The sequence below is a fragment of the Dermacoccus sp. MPR-E5 genome (assembly GCF_058809565.1).
In genome coordinates, this window is the sequence record NZ_JBXASS010000022.1 from 12,797 (window position 1) to 35,868 (window position 23,072).

Here is a 23,072-nt window from a genome sequence, read left to right on the forward strand (position 1 = left end):
GCGCGATGCGGGCGTCAGGCCGCCGTCACAGGATGCCGTGCTCGCGTAGCAGCACGCCGATCTCGGTGGAGTCGAGCCCCTTCGCGATCTTGCGGCGCAGTACGGCGGGGCCGGGCAGCTCGGTCTTCTCGCCGTCCTTGAGGCGCGCCGAGGCGTCGAGCAGCGTCCGCACGTCGTAGGTCGAGTTGAACACCTCGGGCACACCGCGCTCGACGCCGAACAACTGGTAGGTGGCTTCCATGCCGGTGCGCACCGAGTACTCGGTCGTGAAGATGCAGTCGCGGCTCGTCTCGGCGAACTGGCCGATGAAGGCGAAGTTCTCCGCGCCCTCCGGCACGACGTCAGGGCGGTCACCGGCCTTGCGGGGCATGAAGAACGACGTCACGTACGGCATCATGACCGGTACGCACTTCGCGCCCGTCGCGGCGAGTTCGGGAATGTCAGCCTCGGGCACGCCGAGGTGGTAGAGCCACTCGGCGGTGATCTCCTCGCCGGTGCACTCGCTCATCGGCTTCTTGACGTAGTCGCCGGGCGTGTCGACGAACAGGCTGTAGACCCACACGACGATCTGGTCCTTCGGCTGCTTCTTGAAGTGCGGCTGGCGGTTCACCGTCCAGCTCATGAGCCAGCTCGAATCCTTGACGGTGACGATGCCGCCCGTCACGACTCGTCCGCTGAAGGGGTCGCGCTTGGCGATGCGCCGGATGTACTCGGGGATGCGCTCATCGAGCGTCGTGACGGTCGCCGACTCCCACTTCGTCTCGTCGATGGAGCTGCAGAACACCTCGGGGCGCCCGAACGACGGATCCTTGCGCGCGATCTTCTTCCACAGGTCCCACGCCGACGCCGGGCCGCGGTTCAGCGTCGCGGCGGTGTGGTGGTCGCCCTCGTCGGAGTTGTCGACGAGTGAGCCGATCGTCATCAGGACGTAATCGTCGTCCCCGAGGTCGACGCCCGTGTCACCGGCGTGCTCACCGGTGCGGGTCCACTCGATGCGGGTCGCGCGCTTGGCCGACGCCGTCAGGTCGAACTCGACGTCCGTCACCTCCGTGTCGTACTGGAAACGCACGCCCTGCTCGCTCAGCCACTTCGTCATCGGCAGCACGAGCGACTCGTACTGGTTGTACTTGGTGAACTTGAGCGCCGAGAAGTCGGGCAGCCCGCCGATGTGGTGGATGAAGCGGTGCAGGTACAGCTTCATCTCGAGCGCGCTGTGCCATTCCTCGAACGCGAACATCGTGCGCCAGTAGAGCCAGAAGTTGCTGTCGAGGAAGTCGCGGCCGAACACCTCGTCGATGCGTTTGTTCTCCATCTCCTCGCGCGTCGCGAGGAACACCTTGACGAGGTCTTTCTGCGCCTTCTGGTTCAGCGTGAACAACCCGTCGGTGTGCGCGTCCTGGCCGCGTTCGACGGTGGCGCGCTGCAGCGAGTAGTTCGGGTCGTCCTTGTTGAGCCAGTAGAACTCGTCGAGCACGGACGCGCCCTCGACCTCGAGGCTGGGGATCGTGCGGAAGCAATCCCACAGGCACTCGAAGTGGTTCTCCATCTCGCGTCCACCGCGGATGACGAACCCCTTCTCGGGCTCCTCGATCCCGTCGAGGGCGCCACCGGCGAGGGAGCCCTTCTCGAGGATCGTGATGTTCTCGCCGGGGACAGCGGCGTCACGGATCATGAAGACGGCCGCCGCGAGGCCCGCGAGGCCGCTGCCGACGATCCAGGCGTGCTTGCTCGCGGCGTCCTTCGGCGGGCGGGGACGGGCGAAGGCTTCGTAGTTTCCACTGCTGTAGTACATGGGATCTCCTCGAGGTCGGGTGCGCGAGATCATCGCGCCGGACGATGGATGAGCGGACGTGCGCCGTCAGGGCTGCAGGATGAAACGGATCGGGTTGCCGTCCTTGCGCGCGAGCCGCTCGAGCACCTCGGGCGCTTCCTCGAGCGGGAAGACCCCGCTGATCGACGCCGACAGGTCGAGCCGCTTCGTGCGGGTCAACGCGACGAGCTGGTGGACGTCCGTTCCCTCGCTGCCGTAGTGGCCGCGCAGCGTCAGCTGCTTGTAGGCGAATGCGGTGTCGGACGGAATCTCGATGGGCCGCCCGGCGAGGCCGACGATGACGAGACGTCCCTGCGGCGCGAGGGAGGCCATCGCCTGGGCCCGCACGGGGGCCACGCCCGCGAAGTCGAACGCGACGTCGAGACCGCGGGGCGAGAGCTGACGGATGGCGTCCTCCGCGTCTTCAGGGGCGCACGCCACGTCGGCGCCGACGGCGAGCGCCCGTTCGCGGGCGGCCTCGAGCGGGTCGATCGCGACGATGGGGGAGGCGCCGATGAGACGCAGCAACTGCACGGCGTGAATGCCCAGCCCGCCGAGGCCCCAGACGCCGACGGCCTCGCCGGCGCGCACGCGCCCGCTCGTCTGGATGGCTGCCCACGGCGTCGAGACGGCGTCGGGGATGATGGCGGCCTGCTCGAACGGGAGGTCGTCGGGGATCGGGACGAGCGTCTCGGCCTGCGCGAGGGCGTATTCGGCGTACCCGCCGTCGTAGTCGACGCCGCGCGTCAGGATGCGGCCGTTCGGGAGGCGGTGTCCGGCCTGCAGCAGGACGCGGCTGCCCACCTCGATGCCGGGCAGTGTCGGCACGCCGTCACCGAGGGCGGTGACGACGCCTGCGACCTCGTGACCGAGCGTCACCTTCTCGCTGTCGAGGAACTGCGGCGCGATGAGCCCTTCGAGCAGGTGCACGTCCGACAGGCAGACGCCCGCCGCCTTCACCTCGATGACGGCTTGGCCCGGCCCTGGCGTCGGGACGGGTACCTCCTCGACGTTCAGGGTGTGGTGCGTGACGTCGAGGCGTGCGGCCTTCATGGTGTCCATGGTGTCTCCTTCGTTTCTGGGCATTTTTGACTGTACTCATTTTTTGCGGCGCCACAAGGGTCTTTCGGCCCGGGTAATGTTTCGATCCATGACGCTTCCCCTCGGCGCCACGGCCGCGTCCGCGACACCGTCGGCCGATTCGACGGCCCTGACGAGGCCGGCCCCCACGCCGGGTACGCCATGACGCCATGGTCGTGACCCGCCGACGTCCCGTCGTGAGCGGCCCGGGCCAGCAGGGTCGTCGCGCGCGCAACAAGGCCGACAAGCAGGCCCGCATCCTCGCGGCTGCCGAGAGCCTGCTCGGTGAGGTGGGGTACGAGCGCATGACGACGGCCGCGGTGGCCAAGCGCGCCAACGTCGCCGCCGGCACCGTGTTCCAGTACGCCCCGACGAAGGCGGAACTGCTCATGATGGTCGTCGAACACGAGTGGCGTGATCTCGTCGACGATCACCTGCCCGACGATGCCGGTGACGGTGGGGTGCGCGAGCACGTCCTGCGTCTGCTCGAACCGTTCGCGCAGCAGGCCCGTGACTACCCCGAGAACGCGATGGTCGTCGGACGGGAGGTGCTGTTCGGCGCGCCCGGGCCGTATCGCGAGAAGGTCGTCGCGCTGGTCGCCGGTCTCGAGGACGCCATCGCGGCGCTGCTCGTCGCAGCGGGGGGTGACGCGGAGCGCAGCGTCGTCGCCGCGGGCCTCATCGTCTCCGGTGGGGTGCTCGAGCTGAACCGCACGCGTACCGGACGCGCCGAGGTCGAATCCGTGGCGCGCCGCCTCAGGGATCTCGTCGACGTCGCGGTGCGCGGCGCGGGCGTCTGATCGCTCGTGAGCGTGACGCGGGCGCTCAGCCGGCGTGGCGTTCACCTGCGCGCGCCCTGACCTCGACGGCGTCGCCCGCGCGCGCACGGGCCAGTCGCTTCATGCCGTCCGCGGGGCGGATCGGTTCGGGCCACTTCGGGGGAAGCGTATCGCCCTCACGGACGCCGTTGATGCGGCGCCGGAAGAGGGGGATCACCTCGGTGGCGAGCCATCGGCTCTCGGTGCGGATGCTCTCGCGCCAGTGCGGCGCCTCGAACGGAGGCAGCTCCGGCAGTTTGAGCGTGTGGGGGATGCCCAGTTCGGCGAGCACGTAGGCGGCGAGGTGCTTGTGCCCGAGCCGGCTCATGTGGATGCGGTCGAACGCCCACATGCGCGGGTCGTCGAACTCTCGAAACTGGGTGTGATCGACGAGCAGGCAGCCGTACTGGCGGGCCAGTTCGCGCACGGCGTCGTTGTAGAAGACGATGCGCCGCCGCAGCGGCTCGAGCGCCGTCGAGATCTTCACGTCGAACGTCGTGAACAGCAGCACCTGCGCGCCCGATCCGACGAGGCGCTGCAGCGCGGCCTCGTAACGCTCCATGATGGCGGGCATGTCGGAGCGGACGGCGAGGATGTCGTTGCCGCCGGCGTAGAACGAGATGAGCGTCGGTTCGAGCGCGAGGGCGGCGTCGAACTGCTCGTCGACGATCTCGTCGAGACGCTTGCTGCGGATGGCGAAGTTCGCGTACTCCCACGTCGCGTCCGCACGCCCCATCTGGCGGGCCATGCGATCGGCCCACCCGCGCACGCCATTGGGGTACATGAGGTTCGCGTCACCGACGCCCTCGGTGAACGAGTCTCCGACCGCTACGTAACGTCCCTTCATCGGGCTGACGGTAGGTCGTTCGCGTGGCCCGATGCCGGCGTCCGGCTGGCCGTGGGTGATCCGGGGCATGAAGCCTGGGTGAACTCAGGTGGACGAGCAGCCATCGACGAGACGCCGTGACCATCTGCGCTTCCCGTCCCATCTGCGATTCCCGTCCACATTCGTCGATATGACCAAGAATCGCGCACGTGGACGTAGATCGCAGGTGAGGAGCGGGCCACGAGAAGAGTGACCTGACGCGGCTTGACGCGCTCTGACGCCGGCGGCAGGGGCGCCAGCGGCACGTCAGAGCTGGGGGTTGTTCTTGGCGATGACCTCGACGGCGTTCTTGCTCTCGAGCAGGCCGAGGCCCGTCGCGCTGCGATACATGGCGATGGCCTCGATCTCGCGACCCTTGTGCACGAGGTAGCTGACGCGCTCGGACAGATCCTGGCCCGCACGCAGATCGGTGATCTCCTCCTGCAGGTGACGCACCTGCTTCTGCAGCGTCAGGTTGCTCCACCCGATGAGCAGGAGCAGGACGACGGCGACGACGAGGGCCCACACCATGACGATTCCTCACATTCGATCCACGCGCTTGACTCGAGCCGCTCGACTGGAGTCGTCTGACTCGAGCCGCCCCACTCGAGTCGCCAATCTACCGCCTCGCGTGGGCGCGGCGACGATGACAATCCCCAGGTTTCCTTGGCACAGTAGTGCCCATGACCGAGTACCTCATGTTGTTTCCCGAGCGTGATGTCGCCGAGGAGATCGCGGACGACCTGCTCGAATCGGGTGACTTCACCGACGTGCGCGTCGTGCGTGAGGCGCTGGCGGGTGAGGAGGACGACGAGGATCACGAGTGGGGCGTCTACGTCAAGCAGGACACCGTCGACGATCCTGCCTCGGCCGTCGCGCAGGCCCTCACCGAGCGTTTCGACGCGCTCGCCAAGGAGCATGACGGCTGGCTCGACCCCAACCCCGCGCAGCTGCCGACGCGCTGAGCGACGCGGCGTCGGAAGAGCTGACGCGACGCACGTCGCGCCGCCGGTCGTGCTGACGCGTTGAGCTAAACGCCGTCGGGCGTGCTGACGGGCCAAGAGACGCGCCGGGTGGCGACTGCGCGACCTCACCGATGAACGGCGTCAGTTCGACGTGGCGCGCTCTTCGAGCTTCGCGAGCGACTCCTCGAGGGCGTGCTTCTCGACGAGGGGGAAGTGCACCTTCTTGAGCAGTTCCTTGTCGGTGACCTTGCTCCAGTCGTACGTCAGGGTTACGGCGGTCTCCTTCGGGCCGTGGGCCTCGAGCTCGTACATCCACTCCCAGCCCTTGGGCTCGGTGCCGGCGGGCGCCGTCTGCCACGCGACGAGCTTGTCATCGGCGTACCCGGTGACGTGGTTGTCGGTCTGGTATTCGCCCCCCATGTGCTCACCGACCATGTTCATGGTGAACACCTGGCCGACCTTCTGGATGCGGTCTCCGTGGTCGACGCTGCGGATGAAGCCCGAGCCGTCGAGCTTGACGTGCTCGGCCGGGTTGGTGAGGACGTTGAAGATGTCCTGCGCCGGGGCCTCGATGGTGCGGGTCACGATGATCTTTTTCTCGTCAGTCATGTCTTCACCTTGGCTCACGGCGCGCGTCTTCGCAAGGCGTTCAGGGCGTTTCGGCGTCGATGCGGGCGACGTGTGTGGGCGGGCGCGCTCGCGGCGAAGGGGCGGCGGCAGGCTGAGGGCCACCGGGCGCCGTTGTCGAATCACGCACGTGGCGCGTGCACCTGGACGGCAGCCGCGCCCTCCCGGTGAGCGCCTGGCTCACCCCGAGAGAGCATCGCGCCGTGACGGGCGCTCGGGTAGCGTGATCGTCGAACGGGGCCGCCATGGCCCCCAACCGATCACGGGCGCAGCGGGGTGCCGCGCTCACCCCACGAAGGAGTCTGCAGATGCCGAAGAACCGCCCTGACGAGCGTCCCTTCGACGCCGAGGCCTACGAGCAGGACACGCGTCAACAGGCTGCCGGAATGCGTCGCGATGGCGTGGGCGCCGACGAAGCGGGCGTCGTCCTGCACGAGGAGCGTCTCGTCGCGGGTGTCGAGCGCGCCGAGGCCGGGCGCGTCGAGGTGCGCAAGCGTGTCGTCGTCGAAGAGGTGACGATCACCGTCCCCGTGCGCCGCGAGGTCGTCGATGTCGTGCGCGTGTACGACGACGGCAGCGAGGAAGCCGTCGACGTCCCCGCCTCGACGTGGCAGCCGCGCATCGAGAACCTCGACGGCGGTTCGGCGCTGGGCGAGCACACGCATGCCGAGAGTGCGGTGTACGACGTCGAAGCCGCAGAGGGCACGCACACGCGTGACGCCGACCGGCGCGACGAGGACGGCGTCATCGTGCTGCACGAGGAGCGCCCCGTGCTCTCGACGCGGATCTACGCCGTCGAACGGCTGCACCTCGGCATCATGGCGACGAAGGAGAACGTCACCGTCACCGAGCCGGTGCAGCGCGAGGTCGTCGAGGTCGACGAGGTCGACGACGTGCGCGACCCACGTGGTGAGGGCGGTTCGGCGCGCGCGTGACGACCTTCCCCCACGCGATGACGTGCCGGGCAAGCTGCTGAGCAGCGCCTCCGTGGGCGCCCAGTGCAGCGTCAGGAGGGCGGTACCCGATCGGGTACCGCCCTCCTGACGTTCCGGCCGAGCCGAGCCGTCAGTAGATACCGTCGACGGCACCCGCCGGGCGGAAGTCGCCGATGACGCTGGAGGCGACCGTCTGCCCGAGCGCGACGCTCTGGTCGCGATGACGATCGGAGCTGCCGCTGTTCCTAGAACCGTCCGCGTATGAGGCAATGGTGCGGGCCAATCGGTTGTACTCCGCGACCTTGGCGTCGTAGTAGCTCTGGCACGCAGCGCCCTGCCCGGACGTGAGGGCGATGGGCTCGAGGGTGGGCGGCAGGGGCGTGTTGGTCATCAACGGGGTGATGCGGATCTCGTTCGTGATGCGGCCCCTGAACATGAAGCCGTCCTGTCAGTGGAATCAGAAGTCCGCCTCGTTGTCGCCCTTGCCACAAGCGGGACAGTGCCGACGAACGTCCAGGTGTAGGTGAGGGTTCCCGTCGTCTTGTCGAAGCCACCGCGCGTGATGGTGTGCTACGAGGTGGACGGCCAGGTCCCCGCCCGCTCGGTGTCCTTGGGTCCGGTGCGCCCGACGACGTCGACGCGCGGCGCCAGGGGGTGGTCGGCCGCGAAGCGCAGGGGGACGTCGCTGTCGTTGCGCAGGTTGAGCCAGGATTCGCCCTCGAATCCATTGGCGCTCAGGACCAACTGGTAGAAGTTGACCGTCAGCGAGCCCTGCTTCGTCGGCAGGTCGGCGAAGGCGAGATCCATGGTCGCCCTGCTCTCAGGGCTGCGTGCGGTGTTCGAGGCTGTGCCGGACGGGCTCGCCGCGGCGATCGTGACGGCGGGGATGCTCCACGCGGTGCCTGGGACGACGGTGCGGCGGGGTCATCAGAGGAAATTGACCGGCCGTCCAGAGTGTTCTCTGAGGCCGCTCAGGGGCGAGGCGGCGCTGGTGAGCACCCTCCACACGCGCATCCGATCCTGTCGCGGAGGCTCTCCGCCCCGCGCTAACCTCGACGCATCGGCCGGCCATCGGGTGGCTGCCGACGCGCGCGAGAGGCGCGCCGGACACAGGAGGGTGGCTCCATGGGGATGACATCACGACGCGCGACCAAACGCGCCGATCTGCCGGGCACCGACGCGGCGTCACGGCGAAGCGCAGCCGCGCGCGGCCGCATCATGCGGGGCACGGTCGTCACCGTCGCGGCCGCGCTTGCCGTGACGGGGTGCACGAGCGCCACGACCGGTGGCTCCTCGGCGCCCACCTCGGCGCCCGCCTCGGCCACCACCTCGGGACACACCGGCGCCGCGTCGTCGCCGTCCGCGAGCACCCCCGGATCGCAGGCGTCCACCTCGAGCCAGCCCATCGATGTGTCGAAGGTCGTCGTGCGAGGCGACCGGCGCAGCGACGCCGCGAAGCTCGCGACGGCCGCCGTCGCGGACCTCGAACGCTACTGGGGTCGGCAGCTGCCAGCGGTCTACGGCTCGGCGTTCACACCCATCAAGGCCTACTACTCCGTCGACACCAAGGCGGGACGCCGTTCACCGTCGGTCTGCGGTGACGTCACCGGAAATGCCTACTACTGCTACGAGGACGGGGCGATCGCCTGGGATTCGACGGGCCTGCTCACCGACATGCGCAGCGCCTACGGCGACATCGCGCCGCAGGTCATCATGGCGCACGAGTTCGGGCACGCGGTGCAGCACCGTTTCGGCTACCGCGGCAAACCCGTCGTGCAGGAGCTGCAGGCCGACTGCTTCGCCGGCGCCTGGCTCCATCACGCGATCGACGACAAGGTCGTCGCCGCCTCGTCGGAGACGCCGACGCAGGCCGCCGCCGCGATCCTCGCGGTGAAGGACCCTGTGGGTGAGGACCCGCGCTCCGAACAGGCGCACGGCAACGGCTTCGACCGCGTCAACTCCTTCCAGACGGGCTACGACGACGGCCTGAAGGCGTGCAAGGCGTACACGAGCGAGGAGCCCGTCGTCACCGAGCTGCCGTTCACGAGCTACACGGACGCTGCGAGCGGCGGGAACCTGCCGTACGAGTCGGCGATGCAGAGCGGCGCCTACGACCTCGACGACTACTGGGAGCACACCTACCCCCAGGTGACGAACGGTCAGCAGTGGAAGCCGATGGGCAAGCTGACGCCGTTCGCGACGAGGAAGCCGGCCACGTGCGGCGACGAGACGGTGACGGACGCCGTCGCGTACTACTGCCCGAGCGACGACTCGATCGGGTGGAACGACGACGTCACGCGTGAGATCTACCGGGAGACAGGCGACTTCGGCCCAATCGTGCTCCTGGCCGCGCAGTACGGCAAGGCGGCCCTGAGCCGCTCGGGCAAGCCGCTCGGCGACGACGCCGCCGATCGCGGCGTCTGCTACGCGGGTGCCTACTCCGCCGACGTCATCCTGCACAACCGTCCGCAGACCAGCTCGTTCACGATGTCGCCTGGCGACCTCGACGAAGCCATCCAGGCACTGCTCATGGTCGGTGGCTCCGACGGTTTCGACCTCATCCGCGCCTACCGCAAGGGTGCGCTCGACGGGCCGAAGGGCTGCGCCGGCGCCAAGGTGTCCTGACGGCGGTGCTCACCCGGCGATGTCGTAGGCCTTGAGGCGCTTCTTGTCGCGCTTCGACCCCGACGCCTGCAGGGCGAGCAACTCGGCGTAGATGCCGCCGGAGGTGGCGAGCTCAGCGGGCGGGCCGACCTCGTCGATGCGTCCGTCGCGCAGGGTGACGATGCGGTCGACGGCGCTGATCGTCGACAGGCGGTGGGCGATGATGAGGGACGTGCGGCCCTCCATGAGCTCGTCGAGGCCGGCCTGCACGAGTCGCTCCGACTTGGTGTCGAGCGCGCTCGTCGCCTCGTCGAGGATGAGGATCGGCGCGTCCTTGAGCATCGCTCGCGCCACGGCGATGCGCTGCTTCTGGCCGCCGGACAGCTTGAGGCCGCGTTCGCCGATCGTCGTGTCGTAGCCGTCTGGGAACTGGCGGATGAACACGTCGGCGTTGGCGCGTTCGGCCGCGGCCCGGATCTCCTCGTCGGTGGCCTCGGGGTGGCCGTAGGCGATGTTCTCGCGAATCGTGCCGCTGAACAGCGACGCGTCCTGGAACACGACGCCGAAGTCGCTGCGCAGCTCGTCGAGCGGCGTCTCGGCGGTGTCACGGCCGAAGACGCGTAGGTGCCCGTCATGCACCGTGTACAGCCCGAGCAGGAGGCTGATGAGCGTCGTCTTGCCGCCGCCGGACTCGCCGACGAACGCGACACGTTCACCCCGTTCGACGGCCAGCGTGATGTCCTTCAGCACGTCCCGGTCGGCGTCATAGCCGAACGAGGCGTGATCGAACTCGATGACGGACCCGGTGCATGCGGCGGCGCGCGCACGCGCGGCGTCGATCGTCGCACCCGGCGCGGTGTCGGCGGCGCCGAGCAGGTCGAGGCCCTCCCGCTCTGGTCGTTCGTCGAGGACGCGGAAGTAGTCGCGGCTGCCGGCGACAGCCCGCTGGCCCGAGTCAATGAGGTAGCTCATCATCATGACGGGCTGACGCGCCATGTTGACGAGTTGGATGAGCAGCACCATGTCACCGATGGAGAAGTGCCCCTCGACGGTCTGCACGAAGATGATCGAGTAGACGCCGAAGAAGATGACGTTGAGGGCGCCGCGTCGCGCGCCGTCCATGAGGTGCCAGTAGCGCGACTGCTCGCGAGTCGTCGCGACGGTGCTCGCGTACCGCTCGTCGAACGACGTGAGCTCGCGGCGCTCCTGACCGAAGCTCTTGACGACGCGGATCTGCCCGACGACCTCGGCAAAACGTCCGCCGGCGATGTCGAACTGGCTGTTCTTCTCGCCCTCGAGCACCTGCCACTTCTTGCTCGTCAGCGTCGTCAGGTACATGAAGACGGGGAAGACGATGAGCAGCAGCAGCGCGAGCGGCCACGAGTAGATGGCGGAGATGACGAGCACCGCGAACGTCGTCAGCAGCATCGGCAGGAAGTTGTTCGCGAACGAGTTGAGGAACTGTGTCGTCTCGGAGATGTTCCGCGAGAGGCGGTTGATGATCCTGCCCGTCAGCTCACGGTCGAAGTAGCTCTGCGGCAGCGTCAGCAGCTTCTCGAAGTAGCGCGTCGACAGGATGCGGCGCAGCCGCACCGCCGTCACGTCGCCGATGTACCCGCCGATGTTGCTGATCGCAGTGTTCGCGAGGTCGGCCACGAGCAGGGCCACCGCGAACCACATGATGGTCGCGACGTGCCCCGACGGGTTCGCGCCCGTCTTGACGACGGAGACCACCTCGTCCGTCGCACCCGAGATGATGAACGGCATGACGAGCGACGTCGCCGTGATGAGAACCGAGCTGACGACGATCGCGAGATACGACGGCCACAGCGCGCGGGTGGAGGACAGGATCTTGCCGATGCTTCGCACGGATGAAGCGTGCCACCCGGCGCCGACAACCCCGAAATCTCGCGGCGACGCGGTGTCCGGTGGCCGACACGACGACGCGGGCCGCCCCGGAGAAAGAAGGTGCAGCCCGCGGTGTCGGAGCGGCCGGTGCGTTCGGCGTCGCAGCGGTGTCGTCAACACGTGTTCGATGCGTCGAGCGACTTGACCTGGCGCGGCAGCGTCGTGCCGTCGGGCAGCGTGACCGTGACGTCCTGTACGTAGCTGAGTCCGCCCTGCGCCACACCGCACCCGAGCGGGGCGACGGCGTTCGAGTAGTTCGTGATGAAGCGACCCGAAGGGCCGGTGGTGAAGTTGCGGCACGTCGTACCCGTGACAAGGCTGTACGAGCCTGCCCCGCTTCCTGCGCGCCACTCGACGTGAAGATTCCAGCTCGCGAGGGTGCCATTGAGGTGGGCGATGATCGTGCTTCGTGAGGTGCTGGTCACCGGCTGCCACCCCGCGCTGCCGTAGGAGTAGGTCATGTTGGAACAGGTGGACGAGCCACAGGAACTCCGGCGGTTGGAGGTGGTGTCACCGACCCAGAAGATGCCAGGGCCGGAAGATGTCTGGCCGTTGCGCAGCCCGAGCCAGTAGTCGTAGGTCACCTGGCAACGGTCACGCCGGCGGGCAGGTTGTCGACGCATGTCGGGGCGCCGACGTTGAGCGATTGATTCGCCGTCGGTGCGCTGACATCACCCCAGTCGTAGATGACGCCGCCGCTGACACGAGGTGTGGGGGCGCCACAGGTGGATGCCGCCATCACGGGGGCAGCGCCCGCAACGGTGACGGCGGGGATGCTCCCGGCGGCCCCGCGGGCGACGGAACGGCGTGAGATGGGTGTGGTCATGTGGATCCCCAGGCGATGAAACGTTTTTTGAGCACACTCAGTTGTGCATTCGAGGTCGCCGTCATCAAACGAGGGCCGTCCGTGTGGACACACTCATGAGCTTCGTGTGTACCCGTGAGTTGAGTGGAATACGCGCAACTTTGTTGCGGTTGTACCTGACAGGAAGATGCGCGACCAGCCATACTGAAGGTGAGGTCGCTGTCGAGCCACCGGGCCCGTCAGCGAACGTCGTGCATTGCAGCAAGAAGACGTTCAACGACAAGGAGTCAGCAGTGGATATTCAACTGACAACGAAGGCGCAGGAGGCCCTCTCCGCCGCCGTGACGGCCGCGCAGTCGGCCGGCAACCCCTCGATCGAGCCCGCGCACCTCCTCAAGGCGCTCGCGGAACAGACCGACACGACCACAGGCCCGCTGCTCGAGGCGACGGGCACCACTCCGCAGGCAGTCATCGCGCAGGCCGAGGCCGACCTGCGCACGTTCCCGAGCAGCTCGGGTGCAAGCGTGGGCCAGCCCGGCATGAGCCGTGAGCTGCTCAACGTGCTCGAGAAGGCGCGCAGCGACATGAGCGCCATGGGGGATGCGTTCACCTCGACCGACCACCTGCTGCTCGCGCTCGCTCGCACGGGCAAGTTCTCCACGCTGAACGCGGAGGCGATCGAACAGGCGATCCCCGCGACGCGCGGTGGCCGCAAGGTCACCTCCGCCGAGCCCGAGGGCACGTTCGAGGCGCTCGAGAAGTTCGGCACCGACCTGACGGCCCTCGCCCGTGAGGGCAAGCTCGACCCCGTCATCGGCCGCGACAGCGAGATCCGTCGCGTCGTGCAGGTGCTGAGCCGCCGCACGAAGAACAACCCCGTCCTCATCGGTGAGCCCGGCGTCGGCAAGACGGCCGTCGTCGAGGGTCTCGCGCAGCGCATCGTCGCCGGGGACGTGCCGGAGAGCCTGCGCGACAAGCGCCTCATCTCCCTCGACCTCGGCGCGATGGTCGCCGGTGCGAAGTACCGCGGCGAGTTCGAGGAGCGCCTCAAGGCCGTCCTCGAGGAGATCAAGAACTCCGACGGCGAGATCGTCACGTTCATCGACGAGATCCACACCGTCGTCGGCGCGGGTGCCGGCGGCGACTCGTCGATGGACGCCGGCAACATGCTCAAGCCGATGCTCGCGCGCGGCGAGCTGCGTCTCGTCGGTGCGACGACGCTCGACGAGTACCGCGAGAACATCGAGAAGGACCCGGCGCTGGAGCGTCGTTTCCAGCAGGTGTTCGTCGGTGAGCCGAGCGTCGAGGACACGATCGCGATCCTGCGCGGCCTCAAGGAGCGCTACGAGGCGCACCACAAGGTCGCCATCGCCGACCAGGCGCTCGTCGCCGCTGCGACGTTGAGTGACCGCTACATCACGAGCCGAAAGCTGCCCGACAAGGCGATCGATCTCATCGACGAGGCCGCGTCGCGTCTGCGCATGGAGATCGACTCGAGCCCTGTCGAGATCGACCAGCTGCGCCGCAGCGTCGACCGCATGAACATGGAAGAACTGCACCTCGAGAGCGAGACCGACCCGGCCTCGCGCGACCGACTCTCGAAGCTGCGGGCCGACCGCGCCGACACCGAGGAGCAGCTCGCCGCGCTGACGGCGCGTTGGGAGGCCGAGAAGGCCAGCCTCAACAAGGTCGGTGATCTCAAGGCCCAGATCGACGACCTGCGCACGCAGGCCGAGAAGCTGCAGCGCGAAGGTGACTACGGCAACGCCTCGAAGTTGCTCTACGGCGACATCCCGGCTCTTGAGAAGCAGCTCGACGAGGCGCAGGCAGCCGAGGCGACGTCCTCGAAGGCCGGCGGCGAGGCGCCGATGGTCTCCGACGAGGTGACCGCCGACGACATCGCCGAGGTCATCGCCAGCTGGACCGGCATCCCCGCCGGGCGTCTGCTCGAGGGCGAGACCGAGAAGCTGCTGCGCATGGAGGACTTCCTCGGTGAGCGCCTCATCGGTCAAAAGGCCGCGGTCCAGGCTGTCAGTGACGCCGTGCGCCGTTCGCGCTCCGGCATCGCCGACCCCGATCGTCCGACCGGTTCGTTCCTGTTCCTCGGCCCGACGGGTGTGGGCAAGACGGAGCTCGCGAAGTCGCTCGCCGACTTCCTCTTCGACGACGAGCGCGCCATGGTGCGCATCGACATGTCGGAGTACTCCGAGCGTCACGCCGTCGCGCGCCTCATCGGTTCGCCCCCCGGCTACGTCGGGTACGAAGAGGGCGGTCAGCTGACCGAGGCCGTGCGCCGTCGCCCGTACTCGGTCGTGCTGCTCGACGAGGTCGAGAAGGCGCACCCGGAGACGTTCGACATCCTCCTGCAGGTGCTCGACGACGGGCGCCTGACGGACGGGCAGGGCCGCACGGTCGACTTCCGCAACGTCATCCTCGTCATGACGTCGAACCTGGGCAGCCAGTTCCTCGTCGACCCGACGATGGCGCCGGAGGCCAAGCATGGCGCCGTCATGGGTGCGGTGCGCGCGCAGTTCAAGCCCGAGTTCCTCAACCGTCTCGACGAGATCGTCATCTTCGACCCGCTGACGCGGGACGAGCTGTCGCACATCGTCGAGCTGCAGGTCGCGTCGCTGAGCAAGCGGCTCGCCGATCGCCGCATCACCCTCGAGGTGACGCCGGCCGCGCGCGAGTGGCTCGCCGAGACGGGGTACGACCCGGCGTACGGTGCGCGCCCGCTGCGTCGCCTCGTGCAGAAGGAGATCGGCGACCGTCTGGCTCGTGCACTCCTCGCCGGCGAGGTGCTCGACGGCGAGAAGGTGACGATTGACGTCGAACATGGCGCGGCGCTGGAGCTGCCGGATGGCGTCACGGCACCGGAGGGCGTCGAGCCTCCGGTGACGGGTCTGCGCATCGTGTCGGAGAGGGTCGAGCCCGACGCGGGCGTCGAGAGCTGATCGTCGCGACAGCTGCCTGAGCAGTGAACCGCACACTGAAACGGGCCGGACACCGATCACGGTGTCCGGCCCGTTTCGCGCGTCCCCTCTGCGATTCCCGTCCCCTTCTGCGATTTTCGTCCACCCTTGCGAGTTTCGGTCACATTCGTATCGCGGCGCTGATGGCACGGCATCGGGGCAGGTAGATTTGACGTATGACAGAGAACACACCTGCAGTGACGACTCCTGGCACGCGCTACCTCGTGGCCTGGGGTGGGGACAAGCGTTCCGAGGACGCCCTCAAGCTCGGCGCCGTGCTCGCGCGCACCTTCGAGGCGAAGCTCGACATCGTGTACGTCGTCTTCCAGCAGACGAACGGTTTCACCGTCACCGCGGGCGACCGCACCTTCGAGCAGGAGGTCGGACGCGAGGCGGCCGGCTGGCTGAAGACGGCCGCGAAGTCGGTGGGCGAGGGCGTCGAGGTCGAGACGCACGTCGTCTACGGCGAGTCGATCACGCAGGGCATCCTCGCCGCAGCCGAGCAGCTTGGCTCGCAGGCCATCGTCATCGGTGCCGGTTCGGGCGCGGGTCAGCCCGTCGCGACGAACGCCATCGTCGGCGGCCTGCTGCACTCGAGCCCCGTCCCGATCGCCATGGCGCCGCGCAACTACCGCAAGGTGAAGTTCGACTCGCTCTCGTCGCTGTCCGCCGCCATCGGCCCGCGCCCCGGCGCGCACCAGGTCGCCATCGAGGCCGCAGACGCGATCAAGCGCGTCGGCCTGCCGCTGCAGCTCATCTCGCTCGTCTCGCTCAAGCAGGACAAGCAGTTCCACGTCGACGGCTTCGATGAGGCCGAGCGCGTGCTCGCCGACGCAGCCAAGCGCGTCGGTGACCGCGCGGAGGTCACGACCGTCGTCGGTCAGGGCCGCTCGCTCAAGCAGGCCGTCAAGAAGATCGACTGGGACGAGCGCACGGCGCTGTGCGTCGGCTCGTCCCGGCTCGCGCAGAACCGACGCACCTTCCTCGGCTCCGCTGCGACGCGCATGCTCTCGTCGCTGCCCGTGCCGATGATCGTCGTCCCGCGACGCGACGCTTGAGCCGCCACCTCGCGCACATGACTGAGCGCGGCGTCCCCTTCGCGGGGGCGCCGCGCTCAGGCGTCCTGAGCGGGACGCCGACGTGGCCGCGGCAGGCGCACGATGGCCCCGGCGTCACGCGGACGTGACGGCAGAGCCCTGATCGTTCGCGCCGGCCTGCGTGATGACGTCGCCGATGGCGTCGGTGACGAGGTCGGGCTCCTCGTACGTCAGCATGTGGCCCCGGCCGTCCACGATGTCGAGGTGAGCGTCGGGCATGGCCTCGGCGAGAGCGATGGAGTGGCGCTTCGGCGTCAGCAGATCACGCGAGCCGACGAGGATGCGCACGGGCACCTTGCTCAGCGCGGCCAGCGCGGCGAGTTCGTCGTGCGCCATGAGCGCGGTGTAGAACGCGCCGCTCGTCGAGATGCGCGTGGCGGCGATCTGGTCGCGCGCGGCCCGGACGTCTTCGTCGCGCGGGTCGATGCCGAAGCCGCCGCGGCGCTGTGAGGCGAGGGTGACGAGACGGCCCGGGCGGAGCGGAACGTGCTTGAGCGCCTTGACGATCCACTTCTCGCCGGGGACGGTGAAGCCGCGCAACTGCCCTGACGACGTCGAGACGAGCACCGCGCCGATGACCTTCTCACCCAGGAGCCCCGGGTGCAGCCCGGCGAACGCCATCACCGTCATCCCGCCCATCGAGTGACCCGCGACGATGACCGGTGATCCCTCCGGTGCCGTCTCGGCGACGATGCTCGCGAGGTCCTCGCCGAGCGCGCGCACGGTCTCGTCGCCGGGGCGCATGCGGCCACCGGCGAACGTCGAGTCGCCGTGCCCGCGCTGATCCCACAGCACGACTCGCACGCCGCCGCGATCGAGCAGACGCTGCGCAACGGGTTCCCACGAGCGGTGGCTCAGTGTCCAGCCGTGGGACATGACGACGGTCGGCGCGTCGGGCGCCAGATCGGCCGGCTCGGCGGTGAAGACGGCGAGGCGCGCGCCGTCGGCGGCGGTGACGGTGGTGCGGGCGAATTCGTGGTTCACGCGACCCACTCAAACACACCCGGAGACGGTGAACCGCCCCGTTTCGGAACCTGCATTGCATAGGCTGCGTCACAACGACAGGTGAGCATCCGCTCACGACCCCCGACGGACAGGTGAGCTCATGACCTCCCACATGCCCACGCGCCGCAGCGTCATGACGGCAGCGCTCGCGAGCGTCGCCCTGACGGCGTGCTCGTCGGCGAAGAAGTCCGATTCGAACGCCTCCAGCGGCGAGGACGTGACGAAGCGTCTCAAGGCCGCGCAGGACAAGATCGGCAAGACGTCCGGGTACCACACGAAGGTGACGTGCTCGGCCGCGCCGAAGGACGAACCGGCGCTCAAGGCGGGGGAGGGCGACGTCGTCAACTCGCCCGCCGCGTTCAAGGGTGACGTGACGGCGAGCACGCAGGGCAACGAGATCAAGGCCGGCATCATCAGCATCGGCGACAAGAACTGGGTGAAGCCGAGCTTCTCGCCCAAGTACCTGACGGTGAACCTCAAGTCGCTCGGTGTGCCGTCCCCGACGTCGCTTTTCAACGCGACGAGTGGCATCCCGGCGATGCCGCTCATGAGCAAGGACATGAAGCGTTCGGGCGAGAAGCTCGTCGGCGGCGAGAAGGTGACGACGTACAAGGGCACGCTCGACGGCCCGAGCGCCGCGAAGGCGATGGGTTTCGGCAAGACGCGCGGCGACTACACCGTCGAGGTCGGCCTCACGGACTCCGACGAGGTGCGCACCATGATCATCACGGGCCCGTTCTTCGACTCGGCCGACGCGACGTACACGATCGACATCTCCAAGTACGACCAGAAGGTCGAGATCAAGCAGCCGTGACCGTGCCTGCCGGTGATTCACCCCTGCTCGTGACGCACCCGGCCGCCGACTGACCCCCGACGCGAGAGACCTCGACGACCCATGACGCTCACCGCTGCCACCGCGCCCGACGCCGACGTTCCGGCGATCGCCACCCGTTCGAAGGCGCTGCTCGCGACGGCGGCACTCGCCGTGCTGCTGACGGCGGCCGACACGTACGTCGTCGTCCTCGCGCTGCAGGACATGATGGCGGGCGTCGGCCTCGGCCTCGACGAACTGCAACGGGCGACGCCGATCGTGTCGGGCTTCCTGCTCGGTTACATCGCCGTGCTGCCGCTCATCGGACGGCTGTCCGACCTCGTCTCGCGCCAACGCGTGTTGCTGTGGTGCCTCGTGCTGTTCGGCCTCGGCAGCGTCGTCACGGCGCTCGCCGTCGACCTGCCCGTCATCGTCGGCGGGCGCGTCATCCAGGGCATCGGTGGTGGCGGGCTCGTGCCCGCGACGCTGGCCCTTGTCGCAGATCTGCTGCCGCGCGGGCGACGGGGCACGGCGCTCGGGATGGTGTCGGCGGTGCAGGAAGTGGGGTCGGTGCTCGGCCCACTGCTCGGCGCCGCGATCCTCGCCGTGTGGTCGTGGCGCGCGATCTTCTGGGTCAACGCTGCAGCGGCCGTCGTCCTCGCCGTCATGATCGGTGTGTTGGGGCGACGGACGAGCACGCAGGTGCCGGACGTGGGCGGCGGCGTTGAGCCTGTGGGCGGGCGCGGCGCGTCGACATCCGCGGCTGGCGACGGCGCGCACCGCGTCGCTGCTGCGTCGTCAGGCCCCGGGCGCGTGGCCCGCATCGTCGGATGGTTGGGGTGGCTGGCGTTGCTCGTCGGAACCCTCATCGTCCTGCTCGCGCTGTGGGCGCCGGAGCGGCTGACCTCCGACGTCGACTACGGCCTGCCGTTCGTCCCGTACGACGGCTACACCTCGCGCATGGCGACCCCCATTGCATTGCGTGGCCTCGGCGTCCTCGTGCTGGGCATCGCGCTGACCGCACGGATCTGGTGGCCGCGGCTACGCGCCGTCGACCTGCCCGGCGCCGTGCTGCTGACGGGCGCGCTCGCCTGCATCGTGTGGGCGTTCGCCGCGGCCGACACCTCGAAGGAGGTGCTCAGCCCCGCCGGATACGTGCTGCTGCCGGTGGCGGCGGTGCTGCTCGTCGGGTACGGCATCCGTCATCGCACGGCGCGGCGACCACTCATCGAACGCGGCGTCCTGGCGGGTCGGGTGCCCGTCGCGCTACTGGTGTCGTTCCTCGTCGGCACGGCGCTCGTCGCGATCGTCGTCGAGATCCCGGTCCTCGCGCGACTGACGCTGACGGACTCGCAGACGGCGGCCGCGTTCGTCCTGCTGCGCTTTCTCGTCGCCGTGCCCATCGGGGCGTTCCTCGGCGGGTTCCTGCTGCGACGCGTGGGGCCGGCCCTCGTCGCCGCTCCCGGTCTCATCATGGCCGGGGCCGCGATCCTCGCGATGAGTACGTGGGGGCGCGACGCGCTCGGCGGCGTCGTCATCTCGACGCTCGTGCTCGCCGTCGCGGGCCTCGGCATCGGCCTCGTCATCGCGCCCGTCAACGACGCGGCGCTCGCCGACTCGCCCGACGACGCGCACGGCGTGACGTCGGCACTCGTCGTCGTCGGCCGCATGATGGGCATGGTCGTCGGCCTCGCACTGCTGACGGCGATCGGCCTGCACCAGTTCAGCGTCGAGATGCAGAAGGCCGCTCATACGAGCGAGCAGACCGTGCGTGACGCGGGCGTCGTGCAGGTGCACACCGTGTTCGTCGGCGCAGGAATCGCGGCGCTCGTCGCGGCGGTGCTGGCGTTCTTCTTCCTGGGGCGCCGGGTCATCGGTTCACGCCGCGTCGAAAGTTGAGTGCAGGCTCGCCGACCACCGCGACCGTGTTCGGCGAGCGAATCATCAATGCTCGGGGTCCTGGCCCGTTTCGCGGTAGCGCGGTCAGTTCGCGCGTCGCAGGATCTGCTCGGCCTGCTTGAACACCGGCCCGTCGACCATCTGTCCCTCGAACGTGAACACGCCGCGTTCGTGCTTCGCCGCGTCCATGAGGCGCGTGGCCCAGTCGATCTGCTCATCGGTAGGGGCGTAGGCGTCGCGGATCGTGGCGACCTGCTTGGGGTGAATGGCGACCTTCGCGTCGAAACCGATGGCGACGGCGTCATCGGCCTCGGCGCGCAGGGCGAGGAGGTTGCCGATGTCCATGAACACGGAGTCGAGTGCGAAGCAGCCGTGCGCCTTCGCGGCCAGCAGGACGTTCCCGCGCACCTGCTGAACGATCGGGTGGTAACTCCCGTCGGCCAGGCGACTGCGGTGCCCACCGAGGCCCGCCGTGAGGTCCTCGGAGCCCCACATGAACCCGGCGACGTTCGGGGCGGCAGCGATCTCGGCGGCGTTGACGGCACCCAGAGGAGATTCGATGAGGGCGATGACGTCGTGGTCTGGCAGCGCGTCGACGTCGGCGCGTGTCTCGGTCTTGGCGAGCATGACGCGACGGACGGGTAGCTGCTCCAGGCAGACGAGGTCGGCGGCGAACTCGTCCGTCGTCGCGGCGTTGACGCGCACGACGATCGTCTCGACGTCCGGTGCGCCGCCACAATTGAATGCGTCGATGAGGGCCTGACGTGCCGCGGGCTTGTCCGCCGGGTTCACGGCGTCCTCCAGATCGAGGATGACGACGTCCGCCGCCGCAGCGGCCTTCGCGTAGCGCTCCGGGCGGTCCGCCGGGCAGAAGAGCCAGCCCGGCCCCGGCATCGTCCACGAGGTGCTTGTGTCCATGAGTTCCTCCGGTCGGTAGACGGTGACGGTTGGGCTGGATGGTGACGTCTGAACGTCCCCATCCACCCCAGCCGTCACCAGGTGTGCATCAGGCCGACGGCGCGCACTTCACGAGCGTCTGGCGGACGGCGACGGCGACGACGTCACCGTGCTGGTTCTTCGCGACGTGCCGCAGCGTGACGATGCCCTGGCCGGGGCGCGACTTCGACTCGCGCTTGTCCTCGATCAGCGTCTCGGCGTACATCGTGTCACCGTGGCGCATCGGCTTGGGAAAGCTGATCTCGCTGAACCCGAGGTTCGCGACGATCGTCCCCATCGTCAGCTGGGCGACCGACAGCCCGACGAGCGTCGAGAGCGTGAACATCGAGTTGACGAGGCGCTCGCCGAATTCCGTCCCCGCGCCGTACTCGGCGTCGAGGTGGAGGGCCTGAGTATTCATCGTCAGCGTCGTGAACAGCACGTTGTCGGCCTCGGTGACGGTGCGTCCGGGGCGGTGCTCATAGATCGCGCCGACCTCGAACTCCTCGAACCACAGTCCACGCTGCGTGATGCGCTTGGGCTGTCGCTCGCCCGATTCGGGGCCGGTAGCGGCGTCGTCGCTCGAGGCGTCTTGGGGTGTTTCATGAAGGGGCATGACGGCCTTTCGTCGAGTCGATCTAACATCGGGGGTCACAAGGACAGTTCGCGGGCGATGAGCATGAGCTGCACCTCGGTGGTGCCCTCGCCGATCTCGAGGATCTTCGAGTCGCGGTAGTGACGCGAGACGACGTACTCGTTCATGAAGCCGTAGCCGCCGTGGATCTGCGTGGCGTCGCGGGCGTTGTCCATCGCGGCCTCCGACGCGACCATCTTCGCGATCGACGCGGCCTTCTTGAACGGCTTGCCGGCGAGCATGAGTGCCGCGGCGTTGTAGTACGCCGAACGCGCCGTGTGAGCCCGCGCCTCCATGCGGGCGATCTTGAACTGAATGGCCTGGTACTCGCCGATCGCGTGCCCGAACGCCTGACGTTCCTTTGCGTACTTCACCGATTCATCGACGCATCCCTGCGCCGCCCCGGCCGCCAGCGCCGCGATGGCGATGCGGCCCTCGTCGAGGATGCGCAGGAAGTTCGCGTACCCGCGACCGCGTTCGCCGAGCAGGTTCGCCTTCGGCACGCGTACGTCCGAGAACGACAGCGGATGCGTGTCGGAGGCATTCCAACCGACCTTGTCGTAGGCGGGCTCAGCCGTGAAACCTGGCGTGTTCGCCGGCACGATGATCGTCGAGATCTCCTTCTTGACGCGCCCGTCAGCCGTCTGCGACTCGCCCGTCACCGCCGTCACCGTCACGAGCTTCGTGATGTCGGTGCCCGAGTTGGTGATGAACTGCTTCGAACCGTTGATGACCCACTCGTCGCCGTCTTCCTTGGCCGTCGTGCGCGTGCCGGACGCGTCAGAACCGGCGCCGGCCTCCGTCAGACCGAAGCCGCCGAGCGCCTCACCGGAGGCGAGCATCGGTAGCCACTGCTCCTTCTGCTCCTGCGAACCGAAGCGGTAGATCGGCATCGCGCCGAGCCCGACGCCCGCCTCGAGGGTGATGGCGACGCTCTGGTCGACCTTCGCGAGTTCTTCGAGCGCGAGGCACAGGGCGAAGTAGTCGCCGCCCACGCCACCGAACTCCTCGGGAAACGGGATGCCGAACAGGCCCATCTCGGCCATGCCGGAGACGACCTCGTAGGGGAACGTGTGGTCCTTGTCGTGCTGGGCCGACACAGGCGCGACGACACGCTGCGCGAAATCACGCACGCCCTTCGCGAGGTCGGCGTACTCGTCGGGCAGATTGCCCTGCGCGATGAAGTCGGTCATGGCGGTCTCCTACGGGTGCGTGGGCGTCTACCCCCTCTGCGTGCAAGTGAACCCGGGTGCACTTGCACGCAGAGGGTCAAGGCTCGGCGGGGGGTCAGGGCTCGGCGG

At 68.5% G+C, this 23,072-nt stretch carries 22 protein-coding genes; 8 read left to right on the forward strand and 14 right to left on the reverse strand.

The features are described from left to right. Positions 1–25 precede the first annotated feature (25 nt). Together AC1RS9_RS13380 and AC1RS9_RS13385 are read right to left on the reverse strand one after the other, a co-directional pair. On the reverse strand, positions 26–1,792 hold the full coding sequence (locus tag AC1RS9_RS13380; protein ID WP_074041111.1) for an oleate hydratase: 1,767 nt from the start codon (positions 1,790–1,792) through the stop codon (positions 26–28). A gap of 66 nt (positions 1,793–1,858) precedes the next feature. Next, positions 1,859–2,872, reverse strand: coding sequence for a zinc-binding dehydrogenase (locus AC1RS9_RS13385; RefSeq protein ID WP_074041110.1), 1,014 nt, complete (start codon positions 2,870–2,872; stop codon positions 1,859–1,861). Between the two features lie 194 nt (positions 2,873–3,066). Here AC1RS9_RS13385 and AC1RS9_RS13390 point away from each other — a divergent pair, with 194 nt between their 5' ends. After that, on the forward strand, positions 3,067–3,690 hold the full coding sequence (locus AC1RS9_RS13390) for a TetR/AcrR family transcriptional regulator (protein WP_171969956.1): 624 nt from the start codon (positions 3,067–3,069) through the stop codon (positions 3,688–3,690). Positions 3,691–3,715: 25 nt separating this feature from the next. On the opposite strand, the gene AC1RS9_RS13395 is transcribed toward AC1RS9_RS13390, so the two are convergent. Further along, positions 3,716–4,555, reverse strand: coding sequence for an SGNH/GDSL hydrolase family protein (locus AC1RS9_RS13395; protein ID WP_038566908.1), 840 nt, complete (start codon positions 4,553–4,555; stop codon positions 3,716–3,718). Between the two features lie 285 nt (positions 4,556–4,840). Then, on the reverse strand, positions 4,841–5,104 hold the full coding sequence (locus AC1RS9_RS13400) for a hypothetical protein (protein ID WP_006946272.1): 264 nt from the start codon (positions 5,102–5,104) through the stop codon (positions 4,841–4,843). 152 nt (positions 5,105–5,256) lie between these two features. Between AC1RS9_RS13400 and AC1RS9_RS13405 the strand changes: the two genes are divergently transcribed. Further along, entirely contained in the window at positions 5,257–5,538 is a 282-nt protein-coding gene (locus AC1RS9_RS13405) for a hypothetical protein (RefSeq protein WP_006946280.1), read from the forward strand. 141 nt (positions 5,539–5,679) lie between these two features. Here AC1RS9_RS13405 and AC1RS9_RS13410 read toward each other — a convergent pair whose 3' ends face one another. Further along, a complete protein-coding gene (locus tag AC1RS9_RS13410; RefSeq protein ID WP_040014869.1) occupies positions 5,680–6,147 on the reverse strand; it encodes an SRPBCC domain-containing protein in 468 nt (155 codons plus the stop codon). A 326-nt stretch (positions 6,148–6,473) separates the two neighbouring features. On the opposite strand from AC1RS9_RS13410, the gene AC1RS9_RS13415 reads away from it, so the two are divergent. Beyond that, positions 6,474–7,100, forward strand: coding sequence for a DUF2382 domain-containing protein (locus tag AC1RS9_RS13415; protein ID WP_074041109.1), 627 nt, complete (start codon positions 6,474–6,476; stop codon positions 7,098–7,100). Between the two features lie 130 nt (positions 7,101–7,230). Here AC1RS9_RS13415 and AC1RS9_RS13420 read toward each other — a convergent pair whose 3' ends face one another. Then, positions 7,231–7,536: a hypothetical protein gene (locus AC1RS9_RS13420; RefSeq protein WP_074041108.1), complete on the reverse strand. Its 306-nt coding sequence runs from the start codon at positions 7,534–7,536 to the stop codon at positions 7,231–7,233. A gap of 134 nt (positions 7,537–7,670) precedes the next feature. After that, positions 7,671–7,907, reverse strand: coding sequence for a hypothetical protein (locus AC1RS9_RS13425; RefSeq protein WP_040014825.1), 237 nt, complete (start codon positions 7,905–7,907; stop codon positions 7,671–7,673). 318 nt (positions 7,908–8,225) lie between these two features. Here AC1RS9_RS13425 and AC1RS9_RS13430 point away from each other — a divergent pair, with 318 nt between their 5' ends. Next, on the forward strand, positions 8,226–9,725 hold the full coding sequence (locus AC1RS9_RS13430; RefSeq protein WP_006946253.1) for a neutral zinc metallopeptidase: 1,500 nt from the start codon (positions 8,226–8,228) through the stop codon (positions 9,723–9,725). Between the two features lie 9 nt (positions 9,726–9,734). On the opposite strand, the gene AC1RS9_RS13435 is transcribed toward AC1RS9_RS13430, so the two are convergent. The 3 genes from AC1RS9_RS13435 to AC1RS9_RS13445 all read right to left on the reverse strand — a co-directional run bounded on the left by AC1RS9_RS13435 (position 9,735) and on the right by AC1RS9_RS13445 (position 12,438). Next, positions 9,735–11,573 (reverse strand): ABC transporter ATP-binding protein, encoded by a 1,839-nt coding sequence (locus AC1RS9_RS13435; protein ID WP_074046448.1) that lies wholly within the window; start codon positions 11,571–11,573, stop codon positions 9,735–9,737. Positions 11,574–11,725: 152 nt separating this feature from the next. Continuing rightward, complete coding sequence (locus AC1RS9_RS13440) at positions 11,726–12,196, reverse strand: hypothetical protein (protein WP_074046447.1); 471 nt, start codon at positions 12,194–12,196, stop codon at positions 11,726–11,728. Continuing rightward, complete coding sequence (locus AC1RS9_RS13445) at positions 12,193–12,438, reverse strand: hypothetical protein (protein WP_006946249.1); 246 nt, start codon at positions 12,436–12,438, stop codon at positions 12,193–12,195. The genes AC1RS9_RS13440 and AC1RS9_RS13445 overlap by 4 nt, the downstream gene beginning before the upstream one ends. A 272-nt stretch (positions 12,439–12,710) precedes the next feature. Between AC1RS9_RS13445 and clpB the strand changes: the two genes are divergently transcribed. Together clpB and AC1RS9_RS13455 are read left to right on the forward strand one after the other, a co-directional pair. Then, on the forward strand, positions 12,711–15,371 hold the full coding sequence (gene clpB / locus AC1RS9_RS13450) for an ATP-dependent chaperone ClpB (protein WP_492921838.1): 2,661 nt from the start codon (positions 12,711–12,713) through the stop codon (positions 15,369–15,371). Between the two features lie 194 nt (positions 15,372–15,565). Beyond that, positions 15,566–16,447, forward strand: a complete 882-nt coding sequence (locus AC1RS9_RS13455; protein WP_082740471.1) for a universal stress protein — start codon at positions 15,566–15,568, stop codon at positions 16,445–16,447. Positions 16,448–16,561: 114 nt separating this feature from the next. Here AC1RS9_RS13455 and AC1RS9_RS13460 read toward each other — a convergent pair whose 3' ends face one another. Then, a complete protein-coding gene (locus AC1RS9_RS13460) occupies positions 16,562–17,470 on the reverse strand; it encodes an alpha/beta fold hydrolase (RefSeq protein ID WP_492921841.1) in 909 nt (302 codons plus the stop codon). A gap of 121 nt (positions 17,471–17,591) precedes the next feature. On the opposite strand from AC1RS9_RS13460, the gene AC1RS9_RS13465 reads away from it, so the two are divergent. Together AC1RS9_RS13465 and AC1RS9_RS13470 are read left to right on the forward strand one after the other, a co-directional pair. Continuing rightward, complete coding sequence (locus AC1RS9_RS13465) at positions 17,592–18,305, forward strand: LppX_LprAFG lipoprotein (protein WP_006946146.1); 714 nt, start codon at positions 17,592–17,594, stop codon at positions 18,303–18,305. 81 nt (positions 18,306–18,386) lie between these two features. Further along, positions 18,387–20,201 (forward strand): MFS transporter, encoded by a 1,815-nt coding sequence (locus AC1RS9_RS13470; RefSeq protein WP_474916827.1) that lies wholly within the window; start codon positions 18,387–18,389, stop codon positions 20,199–20,201. 84 nt (positions 20,202–20,285) lie between these two features. Here the strand turns inward: AC1RS9_RS13470 and AC1RS9_RS13475 are convergent, their stop codons facing one another. The 3 genes from AC1RS9_RS13475 to AC1RS9_RS13485 all read right to left on the reverse strand — a co-directional run bounded on the left by AC1RS9_RS13475 (position 20,286) and on the right by AC1RS9_RS13485 (position 22,964). After that, positions 20,286–21,119: an HpcH/HpaI aldolase/citrate lyase family protein gene (locus AC1RS9_RS13475; protein ID WP_474916828.1), complete on the reverse strand. Its 834-nt coding sequence runs from the start codon at positions 21,117–21,119 to the stop codon at positions 20,286–20,288. An 88-nt stretch (positions 21,120–21,207) separates the two neighbouring features. After that, positions 21,208–21,753 carry a MaoC family dehydratase gene (locus AC1RS9_RS13480; protein WP_241725097.1) on the reverse strand — a complete coding sequence of 182 codons (546 nt, stop codon included), beginning with the start codon at positions 21,751–21,753 and terminating at the stop codon, positions 21,208–21,210. Between the two features lie 35 nt (positions 21,754–21,788). After that, complete coding sequence (locus AC1RS9_RS13485; RefSeq protein WP_492921844.1) at positions 21,789–22,964, reverse strand: acyl-CoA dehydrogenase family protein; 1,176 nt, start codon at positions 22,962–22,964, stop codon at positions 21,789–21,791. Between the last annotated feature and the right edge of the window lie 108 nt (positions 22,965–23,072).